At 33.7% G+C, this 21,443-nt stretch carries 19 protein-coding genes; 5 read left to right on the top strand and 14 right to left on the bottom strand.

What is annotated here, in order from left to right; translation table 11 throughout:
• Nucleotides 1–69 precede the first annotated feature (69 nt).
• The 4 genes from UABHE_RS15525 (at nt 70) to UABHE_RS15510 (ending at nt 3,367) form a co-directional block, all read left to right on the top strand.
• A complete protein-coding gene (locus UABHE_RS15525; protein ID WP_372371250.1) occupies nt 70–519 on the top strand; it encodes a hypothetical protein in 450 nt (149 codons plus the stop codon).
• Nucleotides 519–1,214: a methyltransferase domain-containing protein gene (locus UABHE_RS15520; RefSeq protein WP_372371249.1), complete on the top strand. Its 696-nt coding sequence runs from the start codon at nt 519–521 to the stop codon at nt 1,212–1,214. The genes UABHE_RS15525 and UABHE_RS15520 overlap by 1 nt, the downstream gene beginning before the upstream one ends.
• 428 nt (nt 1,215–1,642) lie before the next feature.
• Nucleotides 1,643–2,332 (top strand): arsenical resistance protein ArsH, encoded by a 690-nt coding sequence (arsH, locus tag UABHE_RS15515; protein ID WP_372371248.1) that lies wholly within the window; start codon nt 1,643–1,645, stop codon nt 2,330–2,332.
• Between the two features lie 345 nt (nt 2,333–2,677).
• Nucleotides 2,678–3,367 carry a hypothetical protein gene (locus UABHE_RS15510; protein WP_372371247.1) on the top strand — a complete coding sequence of 230 codons (690 nt, stop codon included), beginning with the start codon at nt 2,678–2,680 and terminating at the stop codon, nt 3,365–3,367.
• Between the two features lie 112 nt (nt 3,368–3,479).
• Here UABHE_RS15510 and UABHE_RS15505 read toward each other — a convergent pair whose 3' ends face one another.
• Genes UABHE_RS15505 through UABHE_RS15490 form a run of 4 tightly spaced genes read right to left on the bottom strand, consistent with a single transcriptional unit; the run spans nt 3,480 to nt 6,957 of the window.
• Nucleotides 3,480–4,658: a hypothetical protein gene (locus UABHE_RS15505; RefSeq protein WP_372371246.1), complete on the bottom strand. Its 1,179-nt coding sequence runs from the start codon at nt 4,656–4,658 to the stop codon at nt 3,480–3,482.
• 8 nt (nt 4,659–4,666) lie between these two features.
• A complete protein-coding gene (locus UABHE_RS15500) occupies nt 4,667–5,182 on the bottom strand; it encodes a hypothetical protein (RefSeq protein WP_372371245.1) in 516 nt (171 codons plus the stop codon).
• A 7-nt stretch (nt 5,183–5,189) separates the two neighbouring features.
• Nucleotides 5,190–6,092, bottom strand: a complete 903-nt coding sequence (locus UABHE_RS15495; RefSeq protein WP_372371244.1) for a hypothetical protein — start codon at nt 6,090–6,092, stop codon at nt 5,190–5,192.
• A gap of 28 nt (nt 6,093–6,120) precedes the next feature.
• Nucleotides 6,121–6,957, bottom strand: coding sequence for a hypothetical protein (locus tag UABHE_RS15490; RefSeq protein ID WP_372371243.1), 837 nt, complete (start codon nt 6,955–6,957; stop codon nt 6,121–6,123).
• 25 nt (nt 6,958–6,982) lie between these two features.
• On the opposite strand from UABHE_RS15490, the gene UABHE_RS15485 reads away from it, so the two are divergent.
• Nucleotides 6,983–7,471, top strand: coding sequence for a hypothetical protein (locus UABHE_RS15485; protein WP_372371242.1), 489 nt, complete (start codon nt 6,983–6,985; stop codon nt 7,469–7,471).
• 362 nt (nt 7,472–7,833) lie between these two features.
• Here the strand turns inward: UABHE_RS15485 and UABHE_RS15480 are convergent, their stop codons facing one another.
• The 10 genes from UABHE_RS15480 to UABHE_RS15435 all read right to left on the bottom strand — a co-directional run bounded on the left by UABHE_RS15480 (nt 7,834) and on the right by UABHE_RS15435 (nt 21,307).
• Nucleotides 7,834–9,129 carry a hypothetical protein gene (locus tag UABHE_RS15480; protein ID WP_372371241.1) on the bottom strand — a complete coding sequence of 432 codons (1,296 nt, stop codon included), beginning with the start codon at nt 9,127–9,129 and terminating at the stop codon, nt 7,834–7,836.
• Nucleotides 9,130–9,181: 52 nt separating this feature from the next.
• A complete protein-coding gene (locus UABHE_RS15475) occupies nt 9,182–10,165 on the bottom strand; it encodes a phage tail protein (protein ID WP_372371240.1) in 984 nt (327 codons plus the stop codon).
• On the bottom strand, nt 10,165–11,304 hold the full coding sequence (locus tag UABHE_RS15470; protein ID WP_372371239.1) for a baseplate J/gp47 family protein: 1,140 nt from the start codon (nt 11,302–11,304) through the stop codon (nt 10,165–10,167). The genes UABHE_RS15475 and UABHE_RS15470 overlap by 1 nt, the downstream gene beginning before the upstream one ends.
• Before the next feature lie 13 nt (nt 11,305–11,317).
• A complete protein-coding gene (locus UABHE_RS15465) occupies nt 11,318–14,749 on the bottom strand; it encodes a putative baseplate assembly protein (protein ID WP_372371238.1) in 3,432 nt (1,143 codons plus the stop codon).
• A complete protein-coding gene (locus UABHE_RS15460; RefSeq protein WP_372371237.1) occupies nt 14,749–14,952 on the bottom strand; it encodes a hypothetical protein in 204 nt (67 codons plus the stop codon). Before UABHE_RS15460 ends, UABHE_RS15465 begins: the two co-directional genes overlap by 1 nt.
• A gap of 3 nt (nt 14,953–14,955) precedes the next feature.
• A complete protein-coding gene (locus UABHE_RS15455; RefSeq protein WP_372371236.1) occupies nt 14,956–15,345 on the bottom strand; it encodes a GPW/gp25 family protein in 390 nt (129 codons plus the stop codon).
• A 64-nt stretch (nt 15,346–15,409) separates the two neighbouring features.
• A complete protein-coding gene (locus tag UABHE_RS15450; protein WP_372371235.1) occupies nt 15,410–16,045 on the bottom strand; it encodes a phage baseplate assembly protein V in 636 nt (211 codons plus the stop codon).
• The gene (locus UABHE_RS15445; protein ID WP_372371234.1) at nt 16,042–17,082 is read right to left on the bottom strand and encodes a phage late control D family protein; all 1,041 of its coding nucleotides are present in this window, start codon (nt 17,080–17,082) and stop codon (nt 16,042–16,044) included. The genes UABHE_RS15450 and UABHE_RS15445 overlap by 4 nt, the downstream gene beginning before the upstream one ends.
• Before the next feature lie 11 nt (nt 17,083–17,093).
• A complete protein-coding gene (locus tag UABHE_RS15440; protein ID WP_372371233.1) occupies nt 17,094–17,816 on the bottom strand; it encodes a hypothetical protein in 723 nt (240 codons plus the stop codon).
• Nucleotides 17,816–21,307 (bottom strand): hypothetical protein, encoded by a 3,492-nt coding sequence (locus tag UABHE_RS15435; protein WP_372371232.1) that lies wholly within the window; start codon nt 21,305–21,307, stop codon nt 17,816–17,818. The genes UABHE_RS15440 and UABHE_RS15435 overlap by 1 nt, the downstream gene beginning before the upstream one ends.
• Nucleotides 21,308–21,443: the final 136 nt, after the last annotated feature.

Below are 21,443 nucleotides of genomic sequence, written 5' to 3'. Positions count from 1 at the left end.
TTGATCGTCTAGCTAAACAATTTGGGTGAACAATATAATTTGTTCACCCATTTTTATTTGGATATTCATATGACACGTCGTAGAAGAACACGTTCAATAAAAAACACAGCAACAGCGAAAAATATAACAGCAAAAAACACCCCCAAAAGAAAATCAAATACTAGACGCCAACAAAAAAGTGATAAATCACTCTACTTTGGCATCGCTGCAACTGTTTTCATAGTTTTATTTATTATTATACTCATCGCTTCTTCATCTCCGCAAAAAACACGAAAACGTATTGAGAAATCAGCTCCAGATATCGAAAAAGCACAGCAACTTTCAAGTCGCGGACAACAACTCTATATTCAAAAAAAATACCGTGAGGCACAAAAGATTCTAAAACAAGCCAAAAGCATCCTACATAAAGGAATGGAGCATTACAAAGATCAACCACGCAAACAAAAAAAGATAGAAAGAATGCTAGAAATGGTAAACAAACGTTATGTAGATGCTTACCACCATAGTGCAATTAAATAATGGAATCTCTATCAACAAGAACAAATACAAAAGAGCAGCTAGATAACTTGAATCTAGATGGAATCAAACTTCACGAAATACTACAGGAATTAGAATTCATCAATAAGTATTTTGGCAACACTCGTTCTATCATAAAAGCCATAACAAATTTAGCAACTCCAAACATCAAAATAGTAGATTTAGGATGCGGAGGTGGTGATATAGCGAGAGCGGTGGCAAAACATCTGTGCGGTCGCGGAGTAGACTTTCATTACCTAGGAATAGATGGTAACCCTGCAACCATTAACTACGCACAGCAAAAATCCATCAAATATCCACAAATAGAATTTGTTGTTAACGATATTTTCGAAGATAGTTTTAGGGTACCACAATGTGATATTCTTCTAAGCAGCCACTTCATGTATCATTTTTCTAATAAACAGCTCATTGATTTTATCAATAAACATTCGCATAAAGTACAACAAGCCATTATATTTAGTGAACTAAAACGTAGCCGTACAGCTTATATACTTTTTCAAATAGGAACGCGTATTTTAAACTTAAGTAAGATAACTCGCGAAGATGGCCTTCTTGCTCTACGTAGAGCCTTTTCGAAAAAAGAATTACAACGTATAGCAGAACAATGTAAATCTAATAAATATTTTAACTTACAAAATAAATGGGCTTTTCGTCAACTACTAACGATATATAGGTAGGACCTCTAGTACACTGGAACATTGATTCATAAATAATTCTGTATAAGAACAATAATTTGGGTTGAATAAAACGAATATAACAGTGTATTAAAGAGTGTCATCAATTAGATATAACTATCGTAATCGTAGCGGTAGTCGTGCCCCTGATTGTAACCAAATATTTTAAGTGAGTCGCAAAAAGTTTGAGCACGTTTCAAGTCAGCGTAGAATTTGAGTGTCAGAACAAGGACAGCCTGAGAGGCACATAACTGTAGCTATGTAATCGAAGGCTCAACGCCACTATGATACTCAAAGGTAAGCTGCGTGCTCTTAAAAACTTTTTGCGACTTGCTTAAGCATTTCTTGAAAAGAAATCGCAGCTATTCGGTTATGATTACGACTACGATTACGCCGAGATGACAGGCCCTAGTCATACAAGGAATAAAAAAATGGACTACTTAGTCTCTGAAAACTTCAATGTTACCCCACCTCAAATCAACAACAATACAAGTAAACCTAAAATTCTAATTTTATATGGGTCTCTAAGAAAGCGCTCTTATTCAAGACTACTTGCAGAAGAAGCAGGAAAAATATTGAACTATATGGGCGCTGAAGTCAAATTTTATGATCCAGACGGCCTTCCTACTCACGACGATGATCGCTCAGTAAATCATCACAAAGTACAAGAGCTAAGAAATCTAAGTTTATGGTCAGAAGGACAAGTTTGGTCGTCACCTGAAATGCACGGTAATATGACAGGTTTAATGAAAACACAAATTGACTGGATTCCTCTTACTTTAGGATCTGTAAGACCAACTCAAGGAAGAACCCTAGCAGTTATGCAAGTATCTGGAGGTTCGCAAAGCTTTAATGCTGTAAATAATATGCGAATATTAGGTAGGTGGATGAGAATGATTACGATTCCCAACCAGTCTTCTGTAGCGAAGGCTTATCAAGAGTTTAACGATGATGGAACAATGAAAAAGTCCGGTTTTCGCGATAGAGTCGTCGATGTAATGGAAGAACTGATGCGTTTTACTTACCTAACCCGTGACCATTCAGATTTTCTAGTTGACCGTTATAGTGAAAGAAAAAACAAAGTAAATAAAACGATCGAAAAAATGAATAAAGCAAACTAGAACAACTTCAAATATTAAAAAATTAAAATTTTAAAGTACTTATTAGAGTACATTTGGTACAATATTACTTAGTTCTACTGTTTTATAGGGAATCTTAAGGATGTGGCCAAGAACAATATACCAAATTTTACATAGGAATTTTATTCATCAGTTAGACATTTGAATGCGCATAGTATTTTGTAAGTGAAAAATGACAATTCTGATAGGTAAAAGATTGTGTAAAATGGTAGATTATTTTTTACCACATCCCTTAGCTATAATTACAATAAGTCACTTAGTTGTAAATACAGAGACTAAAACCATCGAATTTTGAGAAATATTTTATAAAAGAATTGGTTTAGGAGGATGGCTTTCGCCATATATAGTATGAACAAAATAAAACAAAAAACAAAAAAACGTATTATTTATACAGTACTAACAACTTTTCTTTTTGCTATAGGTGCTTTTTTTGATGTATTTTCTATTGCAACAAAAGGGCTAGACGCATACAAAAACTATCAAGTTACAACAAGCATGAACAAGATAGATAATTTTCAACAAGACGAAAATCTCAGTAAAGAAATCACAAAATTAAGCGCACAAAAACAAAAGTTGGAAAGTAAAAAAAGCCAATGCAAAAACGCTATTAGTGTTTTAGAAGTAAAATTGCAAGAACTAAAAACCGATGAGGATTCGTTCCTATTAGGTAACACCAAGATTAGTAAAGAATCAGGGCAACTTCTTTACAAACAGCTTACTCAAAGACATAATAATCTCGTCCAAAAAGTAGACTATGTAAATACTATACTATTAAACAAACAAGAACAATTTCGTAAAGCAAATGCAATTCGCGACCAACTTGAAGAAGATGGGCTTGAAATTCAAATGCAGAAATTAGAAATTCAAAAATTGCAACAAGAGATAAGTAATTTACAGAACAAAGTCCAACAAAAACAAGATTACATTAATGAAAAAGCTCAAGATATTCAAAGTGAAAATGCTGCACAAGAAGAAGCGAACATTGATAACATTATTTTCGACATTAACAACAAGTAAACTGCGAACAAGAACTACATGCCTATTCACATAAGATATCTTTAATGTTGCGCAATGTAGGGCGGTCTTGTACCGCCCGGCTTTCGTAAAACACCTTCAAAACATTTCCGTTTTACGAGTGTCTCCTTTTTTCGCGAGGTATAAACGAAACACTTTTTATTACTTTTTGCAATTTTTTTATCAGAGATTCAATTTCAATTTTTGCAATTTCTTTTTTGGCTTTTTTTATACTTTTCAGGAATTTTTTTATTTCCTTTTTATTTTTAAGTTCTTTATACAAACGTTTAAAAGCTTTATCATTAGTAAAAAATTTATTAACACCTTTGGTTTTCTTTGTCATGTTTTTATAGTCTTTTACTTCGCGCTTTAACCCAGTTTTTAAACTATCAAATTTCTCTTCATCTTTAGGATGTAATCGAAAACCACTTTCTTTTGTTGCAATGCCAACAAGATCATCTATACTATCAATAACATCTTCAACCAAACTTTTGAAAGATCTCATTTCGGACAATTCTTCTTTTATTTTTTCCTGTAAACCTTCATATAACGTTTTATCACGCAAACGCGTTTTTAGATCTGTAGCAAGAAATTTTTCTAGATTTTCGTAAAGTTTTTCAAGTTTATCAATAGCTTCATCATCCTCAAGACTATCATCAATATTCTCTTTCATTTCTTTTAATATTTCTTCTAGCTTGGGTAAAATATCTTTTTTGAAATTCTCTTGTAGTTCCTTACTACGCCTTTTTTCATCAATCTCTTCTTGTTCTTCTTTAACTTCTTTCTCTAAACTTTCTAATGACTTCTTTTGATCCTCTATTATATAATCATAGCGAAACTCAGGATATTTGATGCTCTTAATATCCCAACTATTATCGTCAGCATCAAAAACTTTCCCTAATTTTCCTCTCTTTTTAATTTCATTTTTGATTTTTTTTTCCACGCTTTTGAGTATTTTTTTCAATTCTTTTAAGTACTGAGGAAAGTTTTTTAGAGTCTTTTTTTTCTGTTTAAAACTTTTTTTTTCTACACTAAATTTATCAAGCACATTTTCAATATTACTCTCTTGTTCTTCTAGAATACTACTCAAGCTAAAATAATCTTTTAAACTTGTTTCACCGGAATCAGCATACAATGCATCTATACCAGGAACGCTATCTCCTTCAACAGTCACTTTAACTTCTTTTTTTACAAATAAAATCAGTTCTGATTTTTTAAAAATATCAATTTCAAAATCTTGAGATATAAGATTTTGGGTAGCAAAAAGTACTACAAAAACAACAATAATTCTCATAAAGGCCCCTATTCAACTGTACGCCCAGGAAGATATTTTCTTAATTTTTCGAAACGTTCTAAAACACTTTCATCAATTACAATAAATGTAAATTCATATGGGTGCACTCTCCGAAATTGAAAAGTCTTTCCCGTTTCTAAATTGTAATAATTCACAAAGCCATCAACGTAACCTAAACCATAACGGCCATCTTGAATTTTCGCAAAAACCAAACAAAACTTTTTTTCAAAACTCACCCCAATATGATCGGAGGAAAGATAACAAATAATTCCGGGGGTTCCTTCTTCGACAATAATTTCATCGATATGACTACCTGACTCTTCTTCTAAAGAACTCCCAACATCGCGATTTACTTTCTTGACCTCGCGCTGTAAAATAATGTCATCGCCTTCTGTATAAAATTGAAGACCTTCTACTTCTTTTTCAGTCAATTGGTAAGTTTCAACTATACCATTAGTAAATGGAATCTGTCCTGAGCACCCCAAGCATAAACAACATCCTAAACTTAAAATAAAGTATCTCATGAGCCCTCTATTCGATTTTCTCTAAAACTTCTTGAACTTCCTTGGTTATTGTATCTTTCACTTTTTCTTTTACTTGGTTCGCTGCAGGATCGGTAACTTCTTTAAGTACTCCTGGAGCAGCCGATCCACTATCCTCTGAAGTCGACGCTTGATTTTCTGCAGCTTTGCCTGGTGCAATTGCTTTTTCTTGTGGATTTATTAACGTAAAGTGCCGTGCACTGTTTTGTTTTTTTGTTGGCAAAACATTTTTTTGTCGAGAATTTTCTGAAGCAGCGGTTTTCGAAGAAAGGTTTTCTTCACCTTCAACAATACCAAAAAAAGTGTCCATATCAATCAAAACAGCTGGTTTTTGTTGGTATATTTTTTGATTCTCTGCAACTAATTTTCTTTGCTCATCTGTCGCAACGCTATCTTCATACTTCTTTAAAACACCCAGTACTCCAACACTATAACACATCAAACTATGCACAACAGGTAGTTCAAATAATTCTTGGTCATCTACAGGCGTCTCGTAACCTATCACAGGCAATATTTCAGCCATTCCACGATACAATTCTTTACGCTCTTTTTTAGTAAGAGTTTCTGAAGCAATTTTGTCAATATATGCCAAGTGTTTTTTCATCGTATCGACATTAATGTAGCGATTTACAATTTGGTTAGCATGCAAATCTAACATATAGTGACGTTGTGCGTATTTTATTATATCTGCTGCAAATATTTGGAATTGTTCATTTAGCGCCATCTTTCTTATCAACAAAACTAGTTTCACTCGAGTTTTATTATCTATAAAACTACATTTTTCAGCGTCGTTTTCATCGCTTACTACTTCTTGTGGCTTAGGTTCGTCATTTATTTCATTAGAGAAACAACCAACCAGCAAAAGAAAACTAATGAATAATATATATTTCATCTCTATTCCTCATTTTTAAATTAGAGCATCATTTACTTAGGTCAATAACACCATTTTCTTCTTTAAATTCTGAAGTAACTGTTTCTTCGTAAGGTACCGTTTCAGTTTCTTTATAAGGTACCATTTCCGGTTCTTCTGGAATAGGCTTCCAGTCATTATCTAAATTATTGGTTTCTTTCTTTTCCAAATCTAGACTTTTAGATTCGGTATCATCTATTTTCTTTTCTTCATTTTTTTGGTCACTTCTCTCAGGGGTAACTTCTTTAACTGGATTCTCATAACGATTAGTTTTTGAAGTTATATAATTACGCATATCTATTTGTTGTGGCTTTTCTAAAAATTTTAAATCTTCCAGTTCACTGTCAACTAACTCATAACGATGTAAAGCCACCACTAGTCCTTCAGCAAAACAAAGAAAAGATTGTATTTGATACGGTTTATATAGTTCGTCTTCATACCACAAACGCGTATACTCTATCATTGAGAATGTTTGCGACAATTCACTATATATTTTCATTCTCTGCTCAAGAGTTAATGCTCGTGATAAAAATCCATCGAGATATGAGAGATAATTGCGAAGTACTTCAACAGTTATTTGCTGATTTTGGTGTTTATTTTTTTGCAAAAAATCAACAAAGCTTTCTTGTAAATATTTCTTTAAATGTGGAGCAAAAGTAACAAAAGAATCATTGATTCCTAAATGATTTACTGCTAGAGTTAAACGTACTTTGATTTCATTATGTATACGTTCGCACCTTGCAAAACTAAATGACTTATCTTTCTTTACAGGTTTTTTTTGCGGTTCCTGTGTTGATTTACAAGAGCATACTAGTAGAATAGATATACATATTATGATATTTTTCATCACATTTCCGTTCTTTGGAGTTCTTATGAAGTACTTTATTTTTGTGGTTATATTTTTTATAGTTGGTTGTTCTTCTAATCTTCTAGTGCTTAATAAAGAATTAATAGACAAATTTAATTTATCAGAAGAAAATTTAAAATCTCTACAGGTTTATATTTCAGAAGATGTAGAAATGCGTAAAATAGAAGACAACGATTCTATTGTTAAAAATGGACAAATCACTCCTAATGCTCAAAAAGACGTAGCAGAAGTTATTATAGAAGAACAAACTCCAGGAGTTATAATCATCGTCGATGAAGACATTCTTGCAGTGAGCTTTAAAAAAGGGTCCGCACTAATTTTTAACGACCAAGACGCCGCCTATATTATTTCAACAAACGATGGCAAAGTTAATTACGATGGCGCCGAGTATCTCTTAATAGAAGGCTTTACAGCATCGATTCTCGTAGATGCGAGCTTTGAAGAAGTATTTGAAAATACCCAAACAATTTCAGGGCAACCAATTGAAGAGTAACACAGCTCATTCTAGTAATTGCCGGACAACGTGAGCCCATAACAAAAGAACTTGTAGAATAGATTTTATTTCTAGAGGCGCGATGTAGGGGCGGTCTTGTGCCGCCCGGCCTTCGCAAACAATTGTAAAACGCATCTAAAATGAGTACTAACAAATACAAACAATGACAAACGTTATTTACTTCGTATTTGAACTACAGGCGGTACAAGACCTCCTACACCACTTTATTTAAATGTATCTTATGAGTTTCGATTGTTAAATCGCTATATTGTAGCAGTGATATTTTTATCTGCAGAAGTCCAATATTATAAGAAATGTAATCGCATTCAGAATTTGTACTCATTGATATCTTTTACTCAAAACTACTTACTTTGATAAACATCTGTTACCACCTTAGACACTTCAACTTGCAAAGGTGAAACATCAGAACGAATTGCTTTTACTTCCCAATAAAAACTCTGTTCTTTGTTGCGCCCATCTATGGCCTTCACTGTAAACTTCCCGTCGCGAACAGCAGATGCTGCCAAAGCCGATATATTTTGACCATCACATTTTGCTGTAATGAGTACCGTACGATTTTCAATATGTGTTAAAGCTTCAAAGTAATCAGGTAAAACAATCGCCTTTTCACCATTAATCAATTGAGACTCACCACGATAGTAAACACCAATCTCAGGTCCCTCTAACGTCGAATGTTGTAAATCTTTTTCATTATCTGTAGGGTGATCGATGACAAATTGCTTGGTTTTTGCATTCAGTTTACCTAAAACTCTTAAATCTTTTTCGACAATTAAATGACCACCAAGATTGTTATCATTTGGATTATCTGTTTTAATGTATACGCCACTATTTGATATTAAAGAAATGTCTTTCCCTGCAGAAACAATCATCCCATCAGGAGTTGAAAGTATTTCTTGAAATTCAACATCCCCTGCTATTTGTAGTTTCCGTCCTGGGTAACGATTATTTGGCAGTGGCTTATTCGATTTCACTCGCGGATAAATAGCACTATTAAAAATCGCTTGATCTTTTTCATCATTACCAAAAATAGCTGTTCCTGTTACTTTGAGATTTTTTGTGATAAGTCGTCCGTCAAATTCAGCCCAAGGCGCATCAAAGAAAATTCCGCTTTCATCATTCTCGTATAATTTACCCGATATACTTAATATTTTGCCCGTTTCGGAAGTAACAGCAAGTCCACTGCTGCGACGTCCTGATGTATCTATCTTTATATCACCAGACTTCACAATAACCTTACCAAGAACTACGTGATTTGTACGATCAGGAGAAGCAACTAGATCCACTTTCCCTGCTTCAACAATACGACTAAACCCTTTAATCCCAGCCTCTTCCACTGGCTCATTCTCTTTTTCACTGTACATAATAACAACATGAAACTTATCAGAAGGAAATTCATTATCTTCGATATTTAAAGTTTTTCGGAGAGATATCAAATCACCGTTTGCTGAAATAGCATTACCAGCTTCAATAGTAATTGCCTGACGAACTGCATTCACCTTCAAACCGTTTATAATTCCCCAGGTATGCAAGTATTTATTATGCAAACGCATCATTTCCATATGATACTGTTGCTCATCTTTAAAATCTTTTACTCTTAACAGTTGACCTTTAAAGAAATTAACTCTTGTTGGTGACATTGTTGTTCCTTTGCATTAATGGGGCATATTGATATGCCCTAATCAAGTAAATTTATTTTCCAAGAATAGTATCTTCGCCAAGACGACTGTGATTCTCGAGATCAATCGTTGGCATATCTATATGTAATTTATAATTTGTATGAGCAGGTTTTTCTGTTTCAATAATTTCAATAAGAGATTTAATCGTCATGCGAAGTTCAGCGACTGGCATTCGTTTCAAAGTAACATGCACATCAAAAAAATAAGGAGACCCTTCTAAAGTAAATGCACCTTCGACAAAAGTATTGTCACCTAAATACATTGGCTTTATAGATTCAGTAATGCTAATTTTTTCACCTATATAAATAGATAAATACTTTTCTAAACCAATTTTTGTGCCTCGCATACGATACAAAGGTATAATTTCAGCTATAACTTGTCGCTTCTTGTGAACAGACCACTGTTTTCTTAAAGTTAGAGACATCGCTCCCGCAAACCAAAATAAAAAATCTTCTAACCAATCGTCAAAAAATTTATTAGGAGTGAAATATTTATTAAGTGTTTGTAAATCTCTGTTATCTAAATCAGGTATAAATTCCGTCTCTATTTTTGAAAACAGAAATGAAAAACGCGGATGAAAAAAATCGGCAATAACATCAAGAAGTTCTTCAATACCTTTACGACCAGATAAAGAAACATCAAATTTATCTTCTTCACGACAAATTAAATATGTATGATCATGATCGTGAAGGCGCCATTTCTTTTTGGAAACTAATGTCTCTATACGTGCATTGCGCGACAAGTCATGGCCTGCGTTTTTAAATCTTTTATTTAGCTCTTCACTGATTTCACCATCTTTAATATGCTTGCGCTTGTTAAGCGGAATGGAAAATACATAATCAAAAAGACGATCATCTTTAACTTCTCCCCAAATTCTTTCAAATATTTTCAAATATGAGTCAAAAAATGGTGGAAGATCTTTATCTGGTGTTTCGCGATAAATTCGTGGTAAAAAATGAAGATAGGAGCTTTCCGTTTTAGGATATTTTTTTTTCATCAATTATCTCCTATATACACCACTTGAATATCCATTTTTTCAAGTTTAATTAAACCTCTTACTCGCTTTTCTATTAAAGAATCATCAATATAAATATGATGAATACCTGTAACATACTCCTCTCCAGAAATAATTTCTGTTAATTCGTAAATATTTAAAGGTTTCTTATATGGCCACCCGCGACTATCTTTAAAACCCGATATTGGATCTAAATATGCTGTTATTTTTTGCTTCACACTCTCAACAACATCTTTTTCAGGAACGTGAAAAGGTATCATTATTTTAGCAACAATATTTACAGAGGTATAATCTGCACGCTTTACTTCCAACCAAGTTCCTAGTAGTTTGCGTTCACTTAAATACTTGTCTACCACCGGTAATAAATCTTCGTATGCGCTTTCTTCATCGGAAATTACAATAACTTCGATCTTACCAAGATCTTTGCGTTCATTAACGATCGCTCTTCTTACCTTACTCAAAGAACGATTTTCTGTTGATTTAATCGCATGATACTCAAAATCTTCTTTCGTCACTGCACGATAACGCGAGTTGGCAAAGTGCGAGATTGCTAAACGAATTTTTTTTGTATCAACAACTTTACCTTTTTTAAAAATATCTAACCGTAAATTTTCATAACGAATTAAGTATTGATCTTTGTCTTTTATTGTCCACTCATTATCACCAGTGATTTGAGCCTCTGCGTACTGTGATAATTCAAAACCTTGCGTACTAAAAGCCTTGCGTATCGTTTCGTTCAAATCAGCTTCCAATAAGTATTTCATAATCTCTTCAACGTTTTCTACAATACTAAATAAAAAATAATCCTCTAAAGTACGTAAAAATTCAAGAAGATCTTTATATTCTGGATCTAAGTCTTTCTGCGAAAGCACATCATCAATTTGGTCACCAGTCGCTCCAGCGACTAAACGTAAAAAATTGAGATACGCTTTTTTAGGTAAATGATCTATGCGATAAAGTAGGTGTTCTCCCAACCAACTTAAAAGTTCTATTACTGTAATTCCTGGATCAGAAGGGTTATAATTTGTCCATTCACTGTTGTATTTTTTTATCGAAGAAAGCATTTCTTCACGCAATGCATCGTAATTTTTTTTATGCAAATTCGGAACAGGCAATGACATGTTTTATCTTCCATTATTCTGTAGTAACGGTTATTTTTATATTTCCCACAACAGGCAAAGAATTTGCTTCGAGTGTTATCCACCCTTGATTGGTACCGTAAGCACTTTCAATAACTCGATTTTCTCGCAGTTTTTCTAAAGTAATTTTCTTTATCGATACCACTTGATCTATACTATTGAGTATTTTTACAATATCAACGAGTAAAATACGCGAACCAAACTCCCAACCTTGCTTATCATTTCCGCCTTTAATAGGATGTAAAAAACTACTGAGCAAGCGCAAAGCATTTTCTTCTATTTGAGTAATTTCTGTAATAGAAACCGTGGTAATTTCTGTAGTAACATTCACTTTTTGGTATTGCGGACCAATAACACGAATTCCCTTAGTGATTGAAATCAGAGCACGTCTTTGTAAATACTTTGCTACAGTATCGAGTAGAGCTTTTTTAGGACGAATCTCACTTTCATCACTAGGAACAATGGCAATAATTACTTCACCGCGACTACTTTCTATGTATTTTGCTCTCGCTACTTCTTGGGAAGCCATTTGCGCTAACCACTCATAGTCCTCCTTCGTGACAACACGATCCTTACTTTTAATAGTTTGCGGACCACGTCTCACAGCATCATCTAAACGTTCTTGATCGTTACCTCCAGAAGCAACAGCATAATTATTTACACTATCAATACTTGGGATGTTTGTTGTTAAAGATGTCACAGTATTTATTGAAACATTTCCATTCTTTCCTCCACCGCTATTATAAATTTTAGCAATAATATTATCGGTTCCTTTACAAGGAACCATACCATTGATTCCATCACCAAAAACAACAATTCCATTTTGGCGATTTAAGGTGTAATGGCGGCTAAAAGAATTTGACCCCGAAAAATCGCGTACCTCATGCCAACGTACCCACGTTTCTTCATTTTCGGTAAAGATAGCATCTTTTCCTTCTTCAGTAAACAATAATTCTTGTTCTTCTTTAGGGACAAGTTTTGATTCGCGAACGACAATTTGTTGTTTTTTTAATATAGGTGTATGTGTAAGTTGAAACTGTAAGCTAGGTTCATCATTGCTTGAGCCAAGAACTTCATTTGCAATTGTGACGCTGTTTTTTGCCCAAACAGAATTAAAGTGTATCCCCTTTATATAAGGACTGTTTACTTTATTCCCTTCCACTTCTATCTTTATCCATAGTAAATTTTGACCAAATTTATTAGATTTCTTAATATTTTGAGGAACGTAGAACTTAGTAATTTCACCGCTACCAAAAAAACTATCTCCGTGTTCTACTTCTAGTAGTCTCCAATTTTCTCCATCGTAGTATTTCCAACTCACAGTCGCGCTTGCCACTTGCTTTTTATTTCGCAAATCCTTCGCTAATGTACGTATATCTTTATCATTATATATCTCACGCAACGCAAAATATAAAGCATAAGGAATCCCTGCAATGTCTTCATTGAAGCCCAAGTATAAAGATGGATTTTCTTCTACAACAGGCATATACGGGCGAAAAGACTTACTTTGATCGCACGTAGAATATTCAAAATTGCTATAGTTTTTAATGGTCGCAAAACTTTTTTCACGATACAATATATCAAGAGTCATATTTTCAATAAAAGGCGGCGTGTATTCGGGTGCTTGATAACGCGATCCACCAATAATTCCCTCTTTTACCAAGATATTAGCAATTTCATCCCAACCATCTAATATTTCAAAAATATCTCGCGTTTTTACATAACCACCGACGAGACCATATGTTCCTTTAGCAATACGTATACGAATCCAAAAATTTTTGATACCACTAATTTCAACAGCTTTTATTTCAGGGCAGATAAAAGTAATACTTCCGCTACGCGTTAGTCCTCGGGTATTGTCTTTAAGTTCTAAATCTGGAGCATTCTTTGGTGTTTTATCAACAAATAGAAACTCATCTTCAAATTCTCGAGCCTCTTTTTGATCTTCATCTAAATCTAAGTCTAAGTCTTTTTTCTCTTGTTCAAAATTTAGCCATTTTTCGCCATTCCAATATTCCCAAATGAGAGATAACTCTAAATGGTGTTGAATCTCCGTAGGAAAAACATTTTCCAACAAAATACGATTTACTCGCTGTAACTCTTTTCCTGCAAGATTACCATTATATATAGAGTAACGTGCTTGTTCGCTTAGAGAGATGCCCTTAAAAGCCTTAGCATCATATAACAGTTCGCCATTTATTATAGTGTTTAAAGCTTCTAAAATCTTTTCCTTCAAAACTTCAGGTTCCTCATTTTTTTCTATCTCAACTTGTAATTCAGAAGGAAACCTTGTTTGTAAGTATTGGGATATCTTACTGTTATTTACTAGTCGTTTTTTCAATAAAAACAAATCTTTGAGATCTTTATCTGTTACAATATAATCAACAGGATTAATATGATGTAAATCCTCTTGGAGCTTAATATTCAAAGTGATTTGCGAACCCACCTTTGCAAAATTACTAGAACAAAGATAACACGCATCTAATTTCTTTGGCGTCTCTCCAAAAGGAAAAAATCCTTTTTCTATTTCAACAGGACTGTCGTTAGCTATTGCTAATTCAGGGATCAAATTTTTGATTTGTAAATCAGCACTAATACTGTCAATACTAGGTAAGACAGAATAATCTTCTTCGATAATCTTTACCTCTGAAAAATCAGGTGCTACAGAAAGCCAATAATTTTCTTCACCATTTACAACTGATTTTTCTAATGGGCCTATATCTTTGAAAACCACCTTATATTCATTTTCTTTTAAGGAAGTCTCTGGCTCGTAGATATTTCCTGTACTATCTTTCCAAATCGAAAAATAATCTTTAAAATTTTTTGCTGCTCCAGTAATTCGAACGGTCATATTCACAGGCTTTTCGCTTGCAAATAACAACGGATCTCCTAAATAGAGAAGATGAGGAATAAATTTTTCTTTATCATCTTTACCAAAAATATAAAAACCTTTTTGTTGTTGTTCTAATTCAAGAGAGTGCTCTGTAAACATTCCATACCAAGAATTCAAAGAAACAATTTTAGTTAATGGTGTGCGAAACACTGATAACCCCTGCTGTGTTTCAAAAACAACATTGCCATTCTCAGAAGAAGCCACTTGCGTACGAAATGGCACATAAGCACTTTTTGCACCTTCAGCAATTTTAAAAGATAAAGGTACTGTTGCCGGTTCGGCAGGTAATGGAGAAACTCCCATCAAATCAAGAAACGCTACTAGATATTTGTAAGGCACTAAATTTAATTGCTGAATAATAGTTTCTGACAACTCAGAAAATAATTTCAACACAACAACCCGAAAATCACCAGTGTCGATATCTTTAATATTTTCTGGCCAATCCTTTGTCCACTCGGGGCAATATTCTCTTGCCAACTCAACTGTATGTTTGAAAATATCTTCCGCAGTTCTATGATCGAGATGAAAATGCATTACTGCTCCTCTGCGTCGGGTAAAATTTCTTCTAATACTTGAATAGCACCACTAATACGCAACATTGTCTGCTCTAATTCTTTGCGTTTTTGCTCTAAATCTCGTTGTTTGGTTTCTATTTGTGCCAACATTTTTTGCCCTGCATCCCACTCTTCATGCAGCTCTTGCAATTTTATCTTTGCTTGTTCTACCAATGAGTCCATGTTTTAACCAGTAATATAAAAAGGGTATACTAAATTTTTCTGCGTATTTGTAGCTACAACAGTATAGTTGATGCTAATATTTATTCTTCCTGAGACATCAGGATCCGGAGCCGCTTTTACTTCTAAGTCAGTAATACGAGGTTCCCATTCCTCTAACGCTTCGCGAACATAGCGTTCTGCAGTATGGTATGTCGTAGAATTTTGTAACTCAAAAATTACTTTATGTATATCGCAACCAAAAGATGGGCGCATCACTCGCTCCCCCTTCATTGTACGGATAATAATTACAATAGCTTGGGCAATACTATCATCTCCACCAGCACCAGATCTACTGGTGCGTTCGCTCATAGGGTATGTCCAACCTTTTCCTAAAAAATCATGTTCATCAGGCAATTTCTAACCTCCTAAACACATTTTGTTGTACTAACACAAAGTAGATAAATCGCATGTATATATCCTAATTTAAGTTGACTGTGGAACCTTCGACATTTGCTGCTCCCGAGGCCTTTACGTCCAAGCCCCCTCCAGATTCTATTGAGACGCTACTCTTTCCTTTGATAGTAACGGTGTCAGCTGAAAGAGAAATAGCTCCATTATCGGCAGTAACAGTTATATCGGCATCGCTAACTATTGTAATGGTATTTTCTGCGGAGTCTATGACAATCGAATTTTTAACCGCGCTATCCATAATCGTAATTTTTTCTGCTCCATCAGTGTCATCAAATTGTATATAATGTCCACTACGAGACTTAATCACAGCAATGTTATTCTCTCCATCTTCGTTTGTTTCAGGAGGAGTTTCTGTTCCATTCCACAAAGAACCGATAACAAATGGAGTATTGATATCTCCATTTTCAAATGCTACTAATACCTCATCATCCACACTTGGAAGAAAAAAAGATCCGAATTCTGTGCCAGTAAAAAGCGTTGCAATACGAACCCAATCAGTTTCATTATCATCGCTAATCTTCGGAAATTTAATTTTTACTCGTCCTAATTTATCAGGATCTTGATTATTTGTTACAATACCAATAAAGACACCTGTTATTCGTGATTGATGTTCGCTTTGATAAAACATATCAACAAAACTCATATTCCTGTCTTTCTTACTTTAAATTTAGTGGTGTATTCTCTCTTATTCAAAATATGGGTTGTGGATGTTACATAGTAATTTCCACTAAATTTATCACCAATATTTGTAACTTCAATAGTAGTTCCCATACGAATTTGTTCGCCGCCTGAATATGTTCCTTCACCTGTAATAAAGTTTTGTAGTGTCTCATTATAGAAAGCAGCAGCGCGAGTATCAGCATCACTTTTATCAATAAAATTTTCATTGATAATGGTATTTTGAGAAGCTGTAAAAGCAGCAGAAGAAAAGGCATGGCCTGTTTGGCTTCCTCCCATTTTACTAATCTCATCTCCTGCCCCCCCACTCCCCACAATTTCTGTCTTTTGTTTCATATCCCAGCCGCGCGCTTCAACTTCACCACCTTGTCTTACCGTACGTAGGCGTACGTTAAAATCAAAAATATCTTTTCCAAAATGAAAACTAAATCCACTTTGTGGAGACTTATCTTCTTGAGATTTACGAAACAGTAATTTTTTATCGTCAGCCATAAGTTCAAAACCAATACGTCGTGCTCTTTCTAAAAGAAAATGATAATTTGTTTGGTTAAACTGAAATAAACATGGGTATACTGCCGTAGTTGTATCTGCAGTAGCAGAAAGTCCATCTTCACTAGCGATCGTTGAAACTATTTGACTATCTTTTTGTTCGACAAACGAACGATTTTTACGACCAAATTGCAAACGATGTAAACGATCAAAACCACGTACCTCAATGTGAGGTATAGATGAAAACGATATATCTACAGCGGTAATTTCACCTTTGAAAAGTTCCTGCTCTTGGTCAAGTCCCATAGATATAGTAACAGCTTTACCAGGAGTAAATTTAGAAAGATCTACATTTTGCCAAGGACCATTTTTTTCATCAACAATCGAAATCAAAAAATAGAACATTGTTGGGAGGTTGATTTGCTCTTCTACAACAACTTCGATAATATTCTCCATTGCACACTCTGCAACATCAGAATTATCAATTAAGATTTTTGCTATTGGTTTTGCCATATTTTCAATCCCTACGTGGGTAAATCTGGTAAAATTAACTGCCGACCAATGTCATTTGGTGTTGGAAACTTAATTGGATTATCAATACCATTTTCTTTTGCAATAAATAACCACATCTTGGCATCTTGATAAATTTCATTCGCAATCAAATCTAAACGATCGCTACCTTTAACAGTCCAGGTTTTACGACACCCTTCATACCCAAAATATTTATTTTTGTCTGCTTCTGGTATAATTGCTTGAAAAGTAACTCCCAATTCAGCTCTCAGAGGTTTTCCTTCACTAGAAAACATTGTATACTTAGCGTCTGCTTCAGTAATATACCCAAGATAATAAAATTCTCCCCAGTTAAAAGAACACTCTGGTCGACGACGTATACTACCACTAGACTCACTAGGTAATGTCAAATCTTGAATATCCTGAATATCAGCGCGAATATCAACACTCGATTCATAAGCATGATAAAATAAATCAATGCTAAGATCGCTAATAGCTGTTACATGAAACGGGAGATCAACAGAGTCTTTTTCACTTGATACCTTGCCATCGCTCACAGTTAACACATCAAGTTCTGTATCTTTTGAACTATCATCTGCACTTAGTTTATAACTATATTCTGTGGGATTAAACATCACTGTAAACGTATCGCCTGTATCTTCATTTTTAATAAATGCGCGCTCACTATTTGTAGCGCGATAATCTTTTTCCGACGGAAAAAAAGGATTTAAGCCCATTAAAAAATTCCTCTTCTATTTTTCTCTATGGCCATTTTCTTTTCTAGCATTTTGTATACGCGTGCTGCAATGTTTTGAATTTTATTATCTGTAATGTGAATGTGTGTTGTTTTTTGTTTTTTATGCTTTTGTTTTTCTTCTACAGCAGCTTGTTGTTTTTGAATTTCTTTATATTTCAAAGGTAGAACTTCTCGATGAATAGCAACATGTTTCTGAGTAGGTTTTTTACTATATTGTAAATGTTTTTTAGAAAATTGTTGGTAGTTATTATCTAAATGTTGAATACGATTTGTATACACACGATGAGACAAAGGATTTTGCTCTGTAAAAAAATACTGGTCATATAACAGCGAAAACTTATTACAAACTTGGTTTTGTAAGTTCGCAACTCTTTGCAACATCTTTGAATTCAATTTTTTTTCTCCGCTGTTTATACCATCCACTGTATTCCAAGAACTTTTTACCATAAGTTTTTCAAATGCTTTTTCTCGACTATTGGAATTCTGAATCTTCCCAACATCATTATCTGTAGTTAATACTTTATATGTAAGTTCATTTACTGGCTGTTGCGTATTTAAAAAGTAATTAGCTATATTTTTATTCGTACTATATGATTTTATCAACTGATTTATAACAGGCAGCATTTGCTGAATCTTACTTTGCGGAATAGCGAGATGCGAACTTTCGACACCAATGTTTTTAATGTATTGAAAATTACTTAGCAACGTTTTATTTGATTTATACACGTCACCTTTTAACAACTTTTGCAATATCTCCGAAGTGCGTGTGTTTTTACCTATAGAAACATTTGTTTTATCTTGTGTATTGCTCACAACCTTAATTTTTAAGTTATTTAACGTTTGCAATACCTTTGTGATTTTACCTTGTTTATTTAAAGCAGCTTCGCTGTTTTCTACAGAATGTGAATCTTGATGAACTAAATTACTCAAAACCTGTAACATCTCCACCGTTTTGTTTTCTTGGCCAAAAATTGTCTTATTTTCCGCAGAACGTGGATTTTTACGAACTAAATTATTTAGAATTTGAAACATCTCCACCGTTTTGTTTTCTTGCTTAGAAATTATTGTTTTATTTTCTACAGAATGTGGATTTTCACGAGCTAAACTGTTTAGAATCTGTAACATCTCCACTGTTTTGTTTTCCTGCTTAGAAATCATTGTCTTATTTTCTACAGAACGTGGATTTTGATGAACTAAATTATTTAGAACCTGTAACATCTCTGCCGTTTTGTTTTTCCCACCAAAAATTATTTTGTTATTTTCTACAGAAATTGCCTTGTTCTCTACAAAGCGTGGATTTTGATGAACTAAATTATTTAGAACCTGAAACATCTCTACCGTTTTGTTTTTCCCACCAAAAATTGTTTTGTTATTTTCTACAGAAATTGCCTTGTTTTCTATAAAGCGTGGATTTTGATGAACTAAATTATTTAGAATCTGAAACATCTCTACCGTTTTGTTTTTCCCACCAAAAATTGTTTTGTTATTTTCTACAGAAATTGCCTTGTTTTCTATAAAGCGTGGATTTTGATGAGCTAAATTATTTAGAACCTGAAACATCTCTACCGTTTTGTTTTTCCCACCAAAAATTGTTTTGTTATTTTCTACAGAAATTGCCTTGTTTTCTATAAAGCTTGGATTTTGATGAGCTAAATTATTTAGAACCTGTAACATCTCTGCTGTTTTGTTTTCTTGTTTAGAAATTATTGTCTTATTTTCTACAGAATGTGGATTTTGATGAACTAAATTATTTAGGACCTGTAACATCTCTACCGTCTTGTTTTTTCCACCAAAAATTGTCTTGTTATTCCCTACAGAAAGCACCTTACCTTTTACAGAACGTGGACTTTGATGAACTAAATTAGTTAGAACTTGTAACATCTCTGCTGTTTTGTTTTCCTGCTTAGAAATTGTTTTATTATTTTCTACAGAACGTGGATTTTGATGAACTAAATTATTTAGAACCTGTAGCATTTCCGTTATTTTGTTTTCCTGCTTAGAAATTGTTTTATTATTTTCTGTAGAATACAAATTTTCATGAACTAAATTATTTAGAGCCTGCAGCGTTTCCACTACTTTGTTTTCCTGCGTAGAAATTGTTTTATCTTGCGTACCAATCGAGAATTTACGCTCCAAATTTTTTAAAACTTGTAACATTTTTACTGTTTTATCTTGTTGCGGAGAAGCATCTACATGATGCGATTCTTCATAAACTAAGTTATATGGAGTCGTCAGATTCTGAATATAATTTCTTTGGAGTGAACTAGGAGCATTCACACTTGAGTAAAAAAGATCAGTATATTTACTAATAATTTTTTGAACACGCGTATTATTTATTGGTTCGAAACTTTTAGTGTGGTCCTCAACAGGTTCCACAAAATTATTTACTGTTTTTGCTAAACTAGAAGTATTCTTTTGTTGCTGATGCACTACTTGGGGTAGATTAAATTTTTGATCAAAACGATTAGCTCGTACATTACTTTGTGTATGCACATTAGATAAACTAGATACATTTGTCAAATGTGCGAAATGCCGCAATAGTTTCTCAGAATAAGCATTTTTTGCTTCACCAGATTCAAACATTGGAGATGAAACTTTATAAGTCAAGTTATCTAGTATTCTTAAATTTTTTTGGTTTGAGGTGTCATTAAATTTTTGAATTATCTTTTCAGCATTAAAATGCTTAAACATGTAAGTAACTTGTTTTAAGTCGCCAAACTTCGATAGTATCTTTTTATCAGAATCATGATAAAACCCCAAGTCATTCTGCTTCATATACTCACTTGTGTATGGTTTATCTACATTACTGTAACGCGAAATCATTTCTGTCAATCGTGCGTTTTGCGCATTCAGATTTTGTTTTACAGAATTACTTAACTCAACAGTTTTATACAACGGTTCATCTAATATCCCATGTACATTTATATACTTTTCTTTCGACAATGCCTCCGCAGTATACTGTTGAATATTCTCTACATTCTTTAACCTAGTAGTTATATTCGTCAATATTTTTTGTACAAGTACCTGCTGCTGCGCTTTTTGCATAAGATCTTGTATCACTGAGTTATCTCTGAGGGTTCCAGTTTTTTCCAAAAAAGAACTATGTGGTAACCTATAAGACAAAGTATTTTGTAGTTGATTTTTTAGCTGTTTAAAGCTGTGTTCTTTTGCATTATTTTGAAAAGATTTGTTAAGTTTGTTGGTTTGGTTTGTTTTATGGAATAAATGCAAATTTGTTTGTAAAATTCGCTCAAAGTGTTTTAGATAAAAATTAATGTTATGAATATCTGTGGTGTTGTGTTCTTCTTTGTTATCGTCAGTAGCTTCGGTATACTCTTGGAAAACCAAAGGAAAAAAATCAGCATGCATTGTTCGTAAACAATACTTTTCTAGTACTCTGTTTGTAAGATTTCTTGTTTGTATGCGTTGCGAAATTAAATTTTGTGGCTGAATGTGTTTTATAGCGTTCATTTTAATGTGGCGAGGATACTCACTATATTCTTTTATATAAGTGTTATAACGCGGACCACAAAGCTAAGCCTCGCACTTCCTTTCTTACCATCAGATGTAAAAACCTCTTACTAGTACTCTGTAAAGTTTTGATTCT

The sequence above is a fragment of the Candidatus Uabimicrobium helgolandensis genome (assembly GCF_041508025.1).
GTDB lineage: Bacteria > Planctomycetota > Uabimicrobiia > Uabimicrobiales > Uabimicrobiaceae > Uabimicrobium > Uabimicrobium helgolandensis.
Note: the sequence above shows the minus strand (reverse complement) of the source record. Positions and strands in the feature narration are given on the sequence as shown.

Coding starts and splice junctions, on each gene's coding strand:
- UABHE_RS15525 (WP_372371250.1), top strand. CDS start 70: ATGACACGTCGTAGAAGAACACGTTCAATAAAAAACACAGCAACAGCG.
- UABHE_RS15520 (WP_372371249.1), top strand. CDS start 519: ATGGAATCTCTATCAACAAGAACAAATACAAAAGAGCAGCTAGATAAC.
- arsH (WP_372371248.1), top strand. CDS start 1,643: ATGGACTACTTAGTCTCTGAAAACTTCAATGTTACCCCACCTCAAATC.
- UABHE_RS15510 (WP_372371247.1), top strand. CDS start 2,678: ATGGCTTTCGCCATATATAGTATGAACAAAATAAAACAAAAAACAAAA.
- UABHE_RS15505 (WP_372371246.1), bottom strand. CDS start 4,658: ATGAGAATTATTGTTGTTTTTGTAGTACTTTTTGCTACCCAAAATCTT.
- UABHE_RS15500 (WP_372371245.1), bottom strand. CDS start 5,182: ATGAGATACTTTATTTTAAGTTTAGGATGTTGTTTATGCTTGGGGTGC.
- UABHE_RS15495 (WP_372371244.1), bottom strand. CDS start 6,092: ATGAAATATATATTATTCATTAGTTTTCTTTTGCTGGTTGGTTGTTTC.
- UABHE_RS15490 (WP_372371243.1), bottom strand. CDS start 6,957: ATGAAAAATATCATAATATGTATATCTATTCTACTAGTATGCTCTTGT.
- UABHE_RS15485 (WP_372371242.1), top strand. CDS start 6,983: ATGAAGTACTTTATTTTTGTGGTTATATTTTTTATAGTTGGTTGTTCT.
- UABHE_RS15480 (WP_372371241.1), bottom strand. CDS start 9,129: ATGTCACCAACAAGAGTTAATTTCTTTAAAGGTCAACTGTTAAGAGTA.
- UABHE_RS15475 (WP_372371240.1), bottom strand. CDS start 10,165: ATGAAAAAAAAATATCCTAAAACGGAAAGCTCCTATCTTCATTTTTTA.
- UABHE_RS15470 (WP_372371239.1), bottom strand. CDS start 11,304: ATGTCATTGCCTGTTCCGAATTTGCATAAAAAAAATTACGATGCATTG.
- UABHE_RS15465 (WP_372371238.1), bottom strand. CDS start 14,749: ATGCATTTTCATCTCGATCATAGAACTGCGGAAGATATTTTCAAACAT.
- UABHE_RS15460 (WP_372371237.1), bottom strand. CDS start 14,952: ATGGACTCATTGGTAGAACAAGCAAAGATAAAATTGCAAGAGCTGCAT.
- UABHE_RS15450 (WP_372371235.1), bottom strand. CDS start 16,045: ATGAGTTTTGTTGATATGTTTTATCAAAGCGAACATCAATCACGAATA.
- UABHE_RS15445 (WP_372371234.1), bottom strand. CDS start 17,082: ATGGCAAAACCAATAGCAAAAATCTTAATTGATAATTCTGATGTTGCA.
- UABHE_RS15440 (WP_372371233.1), bottom strand. CDS start 17,816: ATGGGCTTAAATCCTTTTTTTCCGTCGGAAAAAGATTATCGCGCTACA.
- UABHE_RS15435 (WP_372371232.1), bottom strand. CDS start 21,307: ATGAACGCTATAAAACACATTCAGCCACAAAATTTAATTTCGCAACGC.